This window comes from Hirschia baltica ATCC 49814 (genome assembly GCF_000023785.1).
Taxonomy (GTDB): Bacteria; Pseudomonadota; Alphaproteobacteria; order Caulobacterales; family Hyphomonadaceae; genus Hirschia; species Hirschia baltica.
In genome coordinates this window covers 708,146-721,845 of sequence record NC_012982.1, presented here as the reverse complement: position 1 = coordinate 721,845, position 13,700 = coordinate 708,146, and the positions used below count along the sequence as shown (strand labels likewise).

Genomic DNA, 13,700 nt, shown 5'->3' with positions numbered 1-13,700 from the left:
GACATTCTACGACCGGTAAATTTACTCGAAATTTTTCTCCAACGTGCCCTTCGGGGTTGGCCCACAGACAAAAAAGGCTGGGCACCCCGGGCAAACTCGCGACGATGGATTAGCAGCAAAGCGGCCCGCACGAATGTCCTGCAGATGTGTGGTCAGCTTGCCGCGACGGGTTTCCAGCTTCTTGTCCGTCATATCCATCGATCTGGCTGATTGATCAGACAGGTGAATAAACTCAACCTCGGCTCCTGGAAACGCTTGCCGCACAGCCAGCAAGAATGCTGCTGTTCCTACATCATCCGTTTCCGATTTACGAAAGTGGCCAGTCTGAACCTTTCTGACAGTGCGACTTCCATCCGCCCTGAGAAGAACATCATCAGGCTCGATAGTGAGCTCCTCATCACCGAGACGGACTCTCACTGCCGTCGGTGCTTCAGGAGTGTGACCATCCCGCGCTGAGAGGAAAAACGAGATCATTGCTACCGCATATTCAGTATACTCACGAATATACCCGTTGTCAGAAAGTTCGTGGATCGAAAACTCGCGTGCCACTTGGCTCCGGAGTTCTGCCTCGGAAGAAACTGTCGTCTTGCCCGCAACAACGTCCTTCACAACGGCTCGCACGGCTTCGTGCATTTGCATGAACGGTGTAGCAGTGCGACGACCACCCACTTGCAAAACATGTGTATAGAAAAAGCGCCGCGGACAACGTTCGTAGAGGGAGAGCTGTGCGCCGCTGAAACGTACACGCCCGCTGACCTGAAGCATGACATCGGCCATCTCTGGTGCGGCAGGTAACTCACCGCCCGGTTGGATGGTCTCATGATCAATTCTCGATCCAAGCCTATCGATGAAGCTGGACAGGTTTCGCTTGCTACCGTTTGATTTCTGTGTAGGCGCATAGATCAGAAGCCTGTCGCGTGCTCGCGACATCGCAACGAAAAAGAGGCACTCTTGCTCTTCCGCCTGTGCGGTTCGAAATGCTTCCAGAGCAGTCTCTGTCGTCCCTTCCACCATCCCATCTGGTGGCGGACACGTTGGAAGTGGAGGATTCCTAGGGATCGTATCTGCATTCAAGCCAGGCAAATGAACTGTCTCAAACTCAAGGCCCTTCGCTCCATGAATTGTCATCAACCGGACAGCATCGATGCCTTGGGCGGCCAACGGCAACTGTCTTAGGTTGCGATCATCGCCCAGTCGAACTAATCTACGTACTCTATCCAAAAGCCGCTTGATCGGCAGACCTTGTCCTGTTGGCTGACTTCTCAGAAAATTCAAAAACTGCCAAATGGCAATTCCCTGCGTACGGTGAGCCATCATTTCAGAAATGCTCAGCCGCGCAGCGATGCTTGTGCGATCCAGCAACAGGTGCGCAATCACAGCCCAGGGTTCCGATGTGTCATCGAACCCGTCGAATGCAGCCTTGAGATTGGCCAAGCTCATTTGGCCGCATTCTGACAAGGTAGCCGTCAAGTCGGTGTTTTCCAGCCAGCTCTTTGGGTTGCCATCAGAAGACCGCAGATGCCGGTAGATTTTACCCACATCATCGATCGGCATTTCAAAATCACCGATGCAGGCGACCCGTACCATCCCCATTGCCCTCTTGTCGCTTAAAATGGTGAGCAACGACATCAGATCTTTGATTTCGGGGCGTTCGAACAAGCTTCCCAAAAATAGAACTGGAACACCTAGGCGCTCCAGGCTCTGTCCGATTTCCGAGAGCTTTTCATTGCCAGTGCACAGCACCACCTGCTCACGAAAGGCGCACCCATCTCGATGGCGCTCTTGAATCGCCTCAGCGATGGCAACAATCTGGTCCGGAGCTTGTGCGACCTTGCGCAGAGTAGAACGGTCACCACTTGAGCCGCGCACGGCCTCAAGACCGCTCTCGGTATCCCCCACGATCATGGCCGCCGCAAAATCGGAGAAGGTATCTACAATCTCTTCCACTGACCTATAGTTCTTCTTCAAGCGTCCCCGTTCGCCGCCTGGGAAATCGCTGACCCCAAAGCGCGCCATGTTGAATGATGACGCGCCTCTGAAGCGGTAGATCGACTGCTTTGCATCTCCAACTGCCCACAGGTTGCGGCCGTCGGGACACAGTGCTGTGAGGAGGCGGACACTGCTTCGATTCACATCCTGATACTCATCGACCAAGATGTGGTCATATTGGGATCGAAGATGCTCACAAATATCAGGACGGCTCTCCAACAGTCGAACAGGCATAGAAACAAGGTCACCGAAATCGACGCAGTGAACGTTAGCCTTTAGCCGTTCATATAACTCATAAACGCGGGCCACTTCCAAAGCCTTCGCGGCAGCAACCCTCTGGTCCTCCGTCGTCGCGGAAGCCGCCATTTCCTTCGCCAAGTCGGCGTAGCGCGCGGGGTCGACAACTTCGTCCTTGGCCCTGGAAATCGCCTGAAGAATATCGGAAATGATCTGCGTGGGATCATACAAGTTTCGGTAATGGGCGAGGTCCAGACGGGGGAATTCTTCCTCAAGTAGTTCGACAGCCTCAATCCTATCCATCATGCGTGGATCTGTCGGAAGACCCAGTTCGCCATGGAATCGTCGGACAATGTCCAAGCCAAAGGCATGAAAGGTTCCGATCCACATCGCTGTCGCTGCCGAACTGTGCTTGCGTGCAATTCGATCCGCCATTTCGCCTGCCGCCTTATTAGAAAAAGTCAGCAACAAAATGCGACGCGGATCGACGCCTTCTTCCAAGAGTGCGTCAACTCGCGCCACGAGCGTCTGGGTCTTCCCCGTTCCAGGTCCCGCTTCCAGAAGATAGGCATTCCCACGATGCGATGCTGCTACCGCCTGAAGAGCGTTCGGTGTCCGCTCCACGGTTTCGGTCTCAAGCTCGGAGATAACTTCGGGCAGGAGCAACGCGTCGAACAGTTGTTGGGCGACGACATCAAAGGGTGCCCCGAAACGTTGAGCAATGTCCGATGCAGTTAGCTGCGATTCGAGATGAAGGCTTTTTACGACAACGCGTGGGAGAAGAAATTCGCGCGCGAATTGGTCCATTTGAACTTCACGTCGTTGCCTGCGACCGTAGTCAACAACACGTTCCATTCCGATCGGAGATGGCTCCGCAGCGCGCGTAGGATCAATTTCCGTAGTCTGTTCACCCTCCGCGCCGTCGCCAAGTTCCAAATGACCAATCTCATGAGCGACTAGAAAAGCCTTCTCGAACGTGGTCCCCACGTTCTCATGCAAGACCAACCGATCCGAATGGATGACCGTTGCACGACTACCTTCGAGCAGTGGGGAACTAACCGATGTTTCTTCCACATCAAACCCGCGGCGATTAGCTTCAGCAATTGCGAACTCATACGGTCGCGCAGGATCGTGTCCATTCGATACCGCGCTATTGTGCAGTTGAGTTGCAACTTGTCTTGCGAGTTCTACTCCGTCCACGTCAGTCGCCTTGGTCCATGAGCTCTGCGCGTCGCGCGTCTGGTACACCGGCATCGATTAGGAGCTGTTCGAAAGATACCTTGTCCGCGATCTGCGGCTTAGCATCAGCTTTATAGCTACGAGCCAGCCCAGAGCCCGGTGAAACAGATAGATTTTGGGTGAGAGCCGCGACCGTTAGCCGAATGGAGTCTGCAAATTCAGCAAGGAAAGGTCTGGGAACCGTCTCGACATCAACCCGTCGTTCTTTAAAAGCTGTGATGACTTGCCTTGGAACATCGAGCGTTTTTGCTAGATACCGCGATTGATCAACAGATAGGGCAACCAACGGATCTGTCGCCGCCTTCGTTTCCAATGGGGCAAACCGTCGCCAAGCATCATCGATAAGTCGAACTTCGGACGCCGTGAGCGGACCAGAGCTGCTCTCAAGACTTCGTGAGAGCTCTCTCGCTAGGTCGATCAACTCATTGGCATATTCGGGGTAGTCTTGCAGATATCGCTCAATCGTCGGCCGATCGTGGCGCGTTTCCACCGCGAATGCGTCGAACACATCTTCCTTTGATGGTCGGTTTTTGTGGGCGCTCACTGGTCATCTCCATTCAGAGCTTCGCGTAAAGCCGCAAAAGCCTTGTCGCGATGTGTCCTGATGGTCTTTTCTGACTTTCCAAGTGCCTTTGCTATTGTAAATATGTTGGGGTCTTTTGAGTCTATCGGAATTCCTTCTCTCAGCATCTGGATGATCCTCATTTGTCTTCTTGGTAAAGTGTCAATCGCCGCTTCCCATCGGGACCGGTAATCTGGGTCGTCGATTTCTAGCGCTTCGCTCAGATCAAAACTCCCTGCGGCACGTTCGACTTCCTCTGAGAGTTCGCCTGTTTCCGTGTCGTATTCGAGCGGTGCAGACCGGTTTTCCTCGCGCCATGCCTGCTCTTGTGCGTCTCGCCTCAAGCTGGCCAACGCTCCGTCAAACCGGACCTCAAAGTAATCAAGCTTGTCCGAACCGGATGTACGGTCCAGAGACAATAGCTCCACAAATCGGCCCCAAACCCTGTCGCGAATAGTTTGATTGGTAAGCGAGGCTGTCTTACCCCCACTGACACCTTCGCGCGGAAGTGCCCTCAGAACTCTTTCGGCGAGAATCTTGTAAAGCCGCTCAAACCACGCTTCGGTGTTATCGTCCCAACTTTTCCGGATGAAATAAACCAGGCACTCGCTTGGTACATATTTCGGATCCGTCTTTTTCGACACTAGGGCGCACTCGATCAGCGCGTCACGCGCCACCCCGGACAATTCGCTCAAGCGTTCCTCTATTTTCGGGTCGCGCGTGTACAGTTCACCCGACAATCGCCGCTTACTAAGAGGCTTTATTTTAGCACAGGATGGCATAGTGGCATTTTTGAGTTGGCAGTATATCTAAGATCAACATTAGTAAGAAAGGCGCTTCTCTTAATATCATTGCACATACATTTCCTTTTCGAGATGTGTTTTCTTCCTCGGGGACGTTGAGCGCCCTTTCAGATGAGAACGTCGATAGCACGCATCATTGGCAATGGAACCGATGATCCAGGTCAAGCACAAAAACATTAGGTGCCTCCTGTAGGGTAAGCGAGCAGCGCCGACTCACTCTCCGAATACTCGAATGCATCACAGTAAGTCTGTACATCATCTGTCGTCACTCCTTCATCGCGTAAGGCCTGCTTCCAATTGGCTGTAATCGACGTAGCCAACTGGGATGCCCACTTTTTTGCATCAGTCAATGCCAGTTCAAAAAACTCACTGGCCTCCAGCGCGATTTCGAGCGATGCATTGAACGATCCACCCTGGATAATCCCGGTTTCCAGAACGCGATGCCGAGCCTTGGCTAACGCCCTGATAAACGCTCCGACCGCTCGCTCCATCGCTTTCCGGTCGCCGGCAAAAACGCCCATGAGTATGAGCAACACTGCAAAGATGAACAGGATCATAAGGACGAGGGCTGCTCCCCCGACAATCTCCTGCAGAACCGGAAGACGATATCCCGTTATTGGAATGATCTGCTCAAGAAGCAAATGCCCGAATGTTTTAAGCAAGGCGTCCATACGGCAATTCCCCAATCCCTAACGTCCTAAACTAAGTATAATCACAAACATGCGGAATAAGGAATACTAATGGTCATTTGGGATTTCGTCGTGCAAGTTTTTCTGAACGCAGCACAAGGCGTTCACCTCTGCTTCAATCAGGCAGAAGTCAACCACAAAGCAGCCATTCACCACTTCATAGCCCAATGCCGCCTTTTGGCAAATTCGAGACAGACGAAATTTCTCCATTCTAGGCGCAAAACAGTGTTCTAACTAAAGTTTTTAATCAACACCGCATCTTAAAATCATCTCCTTCTTTCTCTGGGATTTCTGACTCCACATCACATGAGTTTGTCATTCACAATAATGCTCTCGTACCGGAGCATATAGATGACACATACCAAAATCCTATTTGGCCAGATAGCCATCAGCTTTTTACTGGTACTTCTGGCTATGTGGTCAGCGACACAATGGGCAGCAGCTCAACTAGGGTATCAACTCTCATTGGGAGTTGCATGGTTTAGTTGGAATGAAACATCTATCTACAAACCTTGGCGCATATTCCAATGGTGGTATGCATTTGAAGCCTATGCACCTGACGTCTTTGCTAAAGCAGGCCTAATCTCAGTCAGTGGTGGTTTTTTGGCCATCTGCGCCGCGATTGCAGGCTCGGTGTTACGCGCCCGTCATCAAAAACACGTCACAACTTATGGGTCTGCAAGATGGGCAGAAGCTAAAGACGTCAAGCAAGCAAAATTACTGAGAAACTCAGGTGTATGCTTGGGAAAATGGCAAAACCAATATCTACGCCATGACGGGCCTGAACACGTCATGGCTTTTGCGCCAACACGTTCTGGAAAAGGTGTTGGCCTCGTTATCCCTACCCTTCTCACATGGACATCAAGTGCTGTCATTCATGACATTAAGGGAGAAAATTGGTCCCTCACTTCAAAATGGAGGTCAAAATTCTCTAAGTGTTTGAGGTTTGACCCAACCGATCCCAGTTCAGTGAAATTCAATCCACTTCTAGAAGTTCGGCGAGGTGATCATGAAGTACGTGATGTCCAAAATATTGCTGATATTCTCGTTGACCCAGAAGGCTCTTTGGAAAGACGCAACCATTGGGAACGAACTGCCCATGCCTTACTTACCGGAGTGCTCCTTCATGTCCTTTATGTGCAGACTGATAAGACGCTATCAGGTGCAGCTAAATTCTTATCTGATCCTTCCAGATCAATTGGTGACACGCTACAACTGATGTTGAAGACCAATCATATTGGTTCAATTACAACGCCCACAGTTCATCCCGTTATCGCTCAATCTGCGCGTGAGCTTCTCAACAAATCAGAGAATGAACGATCAGGTGTCGTTTCTACCGCGATAAGCTGCCTAACCCTTTATCGTGACCCTGTTTTATCTAAAGTAACTGCAGCGAGCGATTTTAGGATATCTGATCTCATCACGTATAAAACTCCACTATCGCTGTATCTAGTCGTGCCACCATCTGACATTTCGAGAACAAAACCACTTATTCGCTTAATACTTAACCAAATTGCTCGCAGGCTGACGCAGCAGCTTCCAGCTGCAAAAGACAAGCAACGACAATTACTCTTAATGCTGGATGAATTTCCGGCGTTAGGACGACTTGAATTTTTTGAAACTAGCCTCGCCTTTTTTGCAGGTTATGGCATCCGTGCTTTTTTGATAGCACAATCCCTAAACCAAATTGATAAAGCCTATGGTGCTATGAATTCTATTTTGGACAATTGCCATATCAAGATTGCTTTTGCGACCAATGATGATCGCACCGCCAAACGCATATCAGAAAGTCTAGGTACAGCCACTCAACAACGCGCTCAACGCAATTATACTGGCCATCGATTAGCGCCGTGGCTATCTCATGTCATGGTTTCCCGCCAAGAAACATCTCGTCCCCTTCTGACGCCAGGTGAAATTATGCAGCTCCCACCAGATGATGAACTCCTAATGATCGCAAGCTTGCCGCCAATTAAAGCAAAAAAACTGCGCTATTTTGAAGATAAGAACTTCGTAGATAGAGTCGGAGATATAGAAATCTCATCTCAAAATAGTATTTCCGATCAAACAAGTGAGTGGCTTAACGAGCCAGTCAAACCACTCCTTTCATCATCCGATATTTTGACGAGTTATTCTGACACTTCTGAAGCTGGAGGGTTAGCTCTAGAACTTGCTTTGGATGAGACGGCCTCTTCTGAACATACAGATCAAACAAATGATAATTTGGGCCTAACTGAAGATCATGATGCACAAGATATGGATACGAGATCTCTCCAGGATATTGTCCGCAAAGCGCATGGTCTCGATAAAGAAGATGATGACCTACTACCGGAATATTAAATTATGCCCAAGCCACGTTTAAACCTCCGCCTCTCCCACAGCATGCATAACAAACTCAAAGAGATGTCTACTCGTCCGGGTGTTGCCATAAATGAGATTGTTGAAGATGCGCTCAATGGATATTTTGATCCACTTGGCGCAAATACACACGCAACCACTCTCGCAAAACGTATTGAGAGATTGGAGAGCCTATCAGGCCGGTTGGAACGAGACCTTGCCATTTCTAGCGAAACGATGGCACTTTTTGTACAATATTGGCTCACAGCGACTCCGCCCCTCCCCGAGATAGACCGGGACGCTGCTCATGCATTAGGAAGAAAGAGGTTTGACCGGTTTATGGGGCAGGTCGCGGAACGAGTTTCGCGTCCTTAAGGTGATGAGCGTTGATTTCCACAGAAAAATAATATATATTTAATTTCAGGAGAAATACATATTATGAGCATTGCCGCTAAAATTAAAATTGAAGAACGTGACCGCGTCCTGACAAATGCAGTCCTTCGTGCTGCAGAAAAACTTCAGGTGAATGGAAAAGAATTATCAGCTATTTTAGGTGTTTCGGGACCTACTATATCCAGAATGAAGAAAGAAGAACTGTTTTTAGAAGATGGTTCAAAACCTTTTGAACTAGGTGTTTTATTTGTTCGTTTCTTCAGATCTTTAGATGCAATTACCGGAGGCGACACCAAAACCGCCAATTATTGGCTTCGCAATGAGAATACTGCGCTCGGTGGTATTCCATTGGATGAAATTAAATCCATAACAGGACTAACAAATGGCCTTGCCTACTTGGATTCAAGACGCGCTCCACTCTAAAATAAAGCCTTTAAAGGGGCAATATTGGCGCTGCGTCGAGGCTCAGCATATAGTCTCAACGCTACAACTTGTTGATTCACTAGAAGACCAAGCCCTACTTGAAGATATACTGGAAGAAAGCAAACCACCCATACCAAAAGAGTGCGCTGGTCTGCATTGGTTATATTCAACCCCATTTAGATATGGACTATACCCAAATGGCTCACGTTTTAGAAAAGCAGGACGAACACCCGGCGTATATTACGCATCACAACATGCCAGAAGCGCTATTATTGAAACAGCCTTTCATATCCTTTTATTCTATGTCGACTCTCCGGAAACTCCATTTCCTGAACGCCCTTCAGAACACACCCTGTTTGATGTTCCCATAAAGACAACACACGCAATTAGCTTGATGGAAAAACCTTTTATTGATGCTTCAGATCTCTGGATGCACCCCAATACTTATGGCCCATGTCAAGAATTTGAAATATTAGCGAGAGATGCAGGTATAAAGGTTATTCAATACACTTCTGTGAGAGATCCAGCCAATCTTGAAAATGTGGCAATTCTCGACTGCAAAGCATTTGCATCGAAAACACCTAGCATCCAAAAGAACTGGAAGCTGTGGTTTAATAAGAATGGTATGCATGCAATAAGCGACGTCGCAAATGAGAATTTTTCATTAGCTCCAGAAAACTTTTTACATGATGATAGGTTTTCAAGATTTAAATGGAATTAGCACACTCCAAGTCCCCAAACTGCTAATTGTTGGAATACCTGCCGCTGTCGCACTTGTATTTTTCCTACAGGCAATTTCGAACAATGATGGAAGGTTTAGCTTCTTCACACACATAAGACGCGCGATTCAATAATGATACAGTCTGCTTCAGACTTTAAATAGTATGTGGCGGTACATACTCATGCATACATAGAACTCTTTCAAATTGAAACTATAAAAGTACAACTTGTCTCCCCCTTTCTCCCTGTTTTCTGACTCCTCAAAACAAACATAAAACCCGATCATTACCTTAGTTCAAATCACCAACTGAGGTAATTCAAATGAGCGTTAATACAGCTCACCTATCCGAAACATCTAAGCGCCGTACCGCAATGCTGCGGACCGCCTTTTGTCCAGTTGTTCGCGAAGCTTTAGATGCGCCTGATACAATCGAAGTCATGGCCAATCCAGACGGATCCATCTGGATAGAAAAAGCCAGACTTGGTATTATCGTTTCAGACCAAACTCTAACGCCATCTGACCGTGAACGCGTTATTCGACTTGTCGCTTCAAGTGCTAATGAAGGCGTTGATCAATCCTCCCCAATTGTCTCAGCCGAATTACCGGGGTCTGGTGAGCGTTTTGAAGGATTGCTGCCTCCTATTTGTGAAGCACCCTGTTTTTCCGTCCGTAAACCCGCTCAATCTCCTTTTGCACTACAAGATTATGTAAATCAGGCAAGTCTTGCTTCTGCCACAGCCTCTGCCCTTCAAGACGCTATTCATAATCACGCGAATATTCTCATTGCTGGTGGCACATCATCAGGCAAAACCACCTTCACCAATGCTTTGCTTGCTGAAGATGGTTTTGCGTCCGACCGCGTCGTAATCTTAGAAGATACACGAGAACTAAAATGCACGGCCTCTAATGTAATCGCATTACGCACGCATAAGGATAAAGTGAGCCTACAACAGCTTGTACGTTCAACTTTGCGCCTGCGTCCTGACCGTATCATTGTAGGTGAAGTGCGCGGCAGTGAGGCGCTTGATCTCTTAAAAGCTTGGAATACCGGCCATCCAGGCGGGATAACCACACTCCACGCAAATTCGGCTAAATCTGCGCTCAAACGCTTAGAACAGCTCACGCAAGAAGCTATCACCTATCCCCCTTTTGAGCTGATCGCAGAAGCCATTGATGTGGTTGTCTTCATGTCCCGCAAAGACGGCATTCGCCGCGTTGAAGAGGCGCTGCGGGTCACGGGTTTTGATGGCAGTGATTATCTCACAACACCTCTTGTTTCACCTTCACTTTCAATACTCAAAACGGATGATGTCTCATGCGCAAACCCGCACTAAAATATTTAACGCTCCTGTCTGCTTCAATCGCTTTTTCTGTCTCAGCCCATGCCGCTGGAACGGGCATGCCGTGGGAAGAGCCCCTGGATCAGGTCTTACAATCCATTGAGGGACCTGTTGCCCGTATTGTGGCTGTTCTCATCATTACAGTGACAGGCCTCACCCTTGCCTTTGGTGAAACTTCAGGCGGCATGCGCAAACTTGTCCAAATTGTTTTTGGCCTGTCTATCGCCTTTGCAGCCACAAGCTTCTTTTTGACCTTCTTCTCCTTTGGTGGAGGCGCGCTCATCTAATGGTTGATGGTTATGAAATTCCGCTGCACCGCTCACTGGCTGAGCCCATATTAATGGGCGGTGCGCCGCGCGGCGCGGCCATTGCGATCGGCACGCTTGCAGCTGCTTTAGCGCTTGGCCTTAGGCTATGGATACCCGGCCTCCTGCTTTGGATGATTGGCCATTCGACAGCCGTTTTCATGGCCAAATCAGATCCAGATTTCATGACAGTGGCCAGCCGTTCAGCACGCCATAAGGAGCATTTATCTTGCTAAATCTCAAAGAGTATTCAGAGACTCCCAAATTGCTTGCCGACTATTTGCCGTGGGCATGCTTGGTCGCCAAAGGCGTTATCCTCAATAAGGATGGATCCTTCCAAACAAGCTTTAAATATCGCGGACCGGATTTAGAAAGCTCAACCCAAGAAGAACTCGTATCTGTGATGGCGCGCGTCAATAATGTTTTGCGCCGTTTTGGATCAGGCTGGGCATTATTCTTTGAAGCGGTACGGTCAGACGTCACGAATTATCCTATCTCAGATTTTCCTGATCCGGCCTCTTGGCTCATAGATCAAGAACGCAAACTGCAATCAGCAGAATTGGGCGCAAGGTTTGAAAGTGAGTATTACCTCACACTGCTTTGGCTCCCGCCTGAAGATAGTGCAAATCACGCAGAACGCGCGCTTATTGAGCGCCAAAATAGTCAAGAAACACAAAGCTGGCAGCAAATCTTAGATAGTTTCATCCAGCATGCAGATCGCGTCTTTGATCTATTAGCCACCAGCCTCTCAGATATTACCCGTCTGGATAATGATGCCACGCTCACCTATCTGCATTCCACGATTTCAACCGACCCTCACCCTCTTGTGACACCCGAACTTCCCGTCTTTCTCGATGCCATTTTAGCTGACACACCTTTTGCAGGCGGGTTAGAGCCGCAATTAGGTGATGCGCATTTACGCACGCTCACCATATTGGGGTTTCCTGCCTCAACCCTACCCGGCATACTTGATGAGCTAAACCGACAAGGCTTTAACTATCGCTGGTGCACACGCTTTATTGCGATGGATAAATCGGAAGCTGAGTCTGCCCTCAACAAGAAACGGCGCCATTGGTTTGCTAAACGCAAATCTATTGGCGCTGTTGTGCGCGAATCTCTTTTTAATGAACAAGCCGCTTTAGTTGATAATGATGCAGACAATAAAGCTACAGATGCTGATGCTGCCCTTCAAGAATTAGGCGCGGACCTTGTTTCATATGGCTATGTCACAACGACCATCACGGTCGCTCATAATGATCAACAGATTGCAGATGAATATATCCGGAAAGCAACCAGTATTATTAATGGGCGCGGTTTTACAGCCATTAAAGAAACACTGAATGCTGTTGAAGCTTGGCTAGGCTCACTTCCGGGCCATGTATATGCCAATGTCCGCCAACCTATCCTGCACACGCTTAATCTTGCACATATGGTGCCTCTCTCCGCTGTTTGGGCAGGCGAAGAACGCAACGCCCATTTACATGCCCCGGCCCTTATAGAGGCCCAAACAGGTGGTACAACACCTTTTCGGCTAAACTTGCATGTCGGCGATGTTGGCCATTCTCTCATTGTGGGCCCAACAGGTGCGGGTAAATCAGTCTTGCTTTGCCTGCTCGCATTGCAATGGCAGCGCTATAAAGGTGCGCAGGTCTTTATCTTTGATAAAGGTCGATCAGCACGCGCAGCCATATTGTCGATGGCCGGGACCCATATTGATCTGGGCGGCTCAAACCGCCCCAGCCTGCAACCCCTTGCTGATTTAGATAGTGATAGCGGTGCAAGCTTTGCAGCTGATTGGTTGGCTGGGCTTTGCACCAATGAAGGCCTGGTTATGACGCCTGAGCTTAAAGCTAAATTATGGGATGGGATAAGTGCACTTGCCTCTGCTCCAACCTGTGAGCGCACACTTACCGGCCTTTCTTTAATGCTGCAGGACGAACAGCTTAAATCTGCGCTCCATCCCTACACGTTAGAAGGCCCGCACGGATGCCTGCTTGATAGCGATAATGATGATCTTAGTCTGGCATCTAATGTCTGCTTTGAGATGGAAGAATTAATGCATGCAGGTAAGGCTGTTGCACCTGTTATTACCTATTTATTCCACCGCTTAGAAGCACGCTTTAATGGCAAGCCCACATTGCTCATTCTGGATGAAGCTTGGCTGTTTTTAGATGATCCAATGTTTGCTGCACGCATTCGTGAATGGCTTAAAACACTGCGCAAGAAAAATGTTGCTGTTGTTTTTGCCACTCAGTCACTTGCCGATATTGCCAACTCTTCTATCGCGCCCGCTTTAGTTGAATCTTGTCCCTCACGTATCTTCCTTCCAAATGAGCGTGCTTTAGAGCCGCAAACAAAATCCATTTATGAAAAATTTGGACTAAATGCCCGCCAGATTGAACTTATTTCAACATCGACACCAAAACGCGACTATTATTATCAATCCCCACTAGGCTGCCGCGTCTTTGAACTTGGCCTTGGCCCTATTGCGCTCAGCCTTTGCGGATCAGCCTCACAAGCAGATCAAGCCTTAATGGATCGTATTTGGGCTGAAACAGAAGGTGAGGGTTTTCTACAAACCTGGCTCATTGAAAAAGATCTCGCCTGGGCAGCCCAACTGATCACTGGCTCTGAACCTGCTACAATGGCAGCAGAATAGGAGAAG

At 48.8% G+C, this 13,700-nt stretch carries 12 protein-coding genes; 8 read left to right on the top strand and 4 right to left on the bottom strand.

All coding sequences use genetic code 11. The features are described 5' to 3' along the window. Nucleotides 1-21: 21 nt before the first annotated feature. The 4 genes from HBAL_RS03415 to HBAL_RS03400 all read right to left on the bottom strand — a co-directional run bounded on the left by HBAL_RS03415 (nt 22) and on the right by HBAL_RS03400 (nt 5,501). Nucleotides 22-3,426 (bottom strand): UvrD-helicase domain-containing protein, encoded by a 3,405-nt coding sequence (locus HBAL_RS03415; RefSeq protein WP_015826525.1) that lies wholly within the window; start codon nt 3,424-3,426, stop codon nt 22-24. A gap of 1 nt (nt 3,427) precedes the next feature. Continuing rightward, nucleotides 3,428-4,009, bottom strand: coding sequence for a hypothetical protein (locus HBAL_RS03410; RefSeq protein ID WP_015826524.1), 582 nt, complete (start codon nt 4,007-4,009; stop codon nt 3,428-3,430). Then, complete coding sequence (locus HBAL_RS17015; protein ID WP_015826523.1) at nt 4,006-4,809, bottom strand: RNA polymerase sigma factor; 804 nt, start codon at nt 4,807-4,809, stop codon at nt 4,006-4,008. Before HBAL_RS17015 ends, HBAL_RS03410 begins: the two co-directional genes overlap by 4 nt. A 197-nt stretch (nt 4,810-5,006) precedes the next feature. Beyond that, complete coding sequence (locus HBAL_RS03400; protein WP_041301358.1) at nt 5,007-5,501, bottom strand: hypothetical protein; 495 nt, start codon at nt 5,499-5,501, stop codon at nt 5,007-5,009. A gap of 369 nt (nt 5,502-5,870) precedes the next feature. On the opposite strand from HBAL_RS03400, the gene traG reads away from it, so the two are divergent. From traG to trbE, 8 genes are all read left to right on the top strand, one after another. Continuing rightward, nucleotides 5,871-7,856, top strand: coding sequence for an IncP-type conjugal transfer protein TraG (gene traG, locus HBAL_RS03395; RefSeq protein ID WP_015826522.1), 1,986 nt, complete (start codon nt 5,871-5,873; stop codon nt 7,854-7,856). Between the two features lie 3 nt (nt 7,857-7,859). Continuing rightward, nucleotides 7,860-8,228, top strand: a complete 369-nt coding sequence (locus HBAL_RS03390) for a hypothetical protein (RefSeq protein ID WP_015826521.1) — start codon at nt 7,860-7,862, stop codon at nt 8,226-8,228. 63 nt (nt 8,229-8,291) lie between these two features. Then, nucleotides 8,292-8,669: an MbcA/ParS/Xre antitoxin family protein gene (locus tag HBAL_RS03385; protein ID WP_015826520.1), complete on the top strand. Its 378-nt coding sequence runs from the start codon at nt 8,292-8,294 to the stop codon at nt 8,667-8,669. Then, a complete protein-coding gene (locus HBAL_RS03380; RefSeq protein ID WP_015826519.1) occupies nt 8,629-9,390 on the top strand; it encodes an RES family NAD+ phosphorylase in 762 nt (253 codons plus the stop codon). Before HBAL_RS03385 ends, HBAL_RS03380 begins: the two co-directional genes overlap by 41 nt. 320 nt (nt 9,391-9,710) lie before the next feature. Then, nucleotides 9,711-10,724 carry a P-type conjugative transfer ATPase TrbB gene (gene trbB, locus HBAL_RS03375; protein WP_015826518.1) on the top strand — a complete coding sequence of 338 codons (1,014 nt, stop codon included), beginning with the start codon at nt 9,711-9,713 and terminating at the stop codon, nt 10,722-10,724. Further along, nucleotides 10,706-11,017: a TrbC/VirB2 family protein gene (locus HBAL_RS03370; RefSeq protein ID WP_015826517.1), complete on the top strand. Its 312-nt coding sequence runs from the start codon at nt 10,706-10,708 to the stop codon at nt 11,015-11,017. The genes trbB and HBAL_RS03370 overlap by 19 nt, the downstream gene beginning before the upstream one ends. Beyond that, nucleotides 11,017-11,271, top strand: a complete 255-nt coding sequence (locus tag HBAL_RS03365) for a VirB3 family type IV secretion system protein (RefSeq protein ID WP_015826516.1) — start codon at nt 11,017-11,019, stop codon at nt 11,269-11,271. The genes HBAL_RS03370 and HBAL_RS03365 overlap by 1 nt, the downstream gene beginning before the upstream one ends. After that, nucleotides 11,265-13,694 carry a conjugal transfer protein TrbE gene (gene trbE, locus HBAL_RS03360; RefSeq protein ID WP_015826515.1) on the top strand — a complete coding sequence of 810 codons (2,430 nt, stop codon included), beginning with the start codon at nt 11,265-11,267 and terminating at the stop codon, nt 13,692-13,694. Before HBAL_RS03365 ends, trbE begins: the two co-directional genes overlap by 7 nt. The last annotated feature ends 6 nt before the right edge of the window (nt 13,695-13,700 follow it).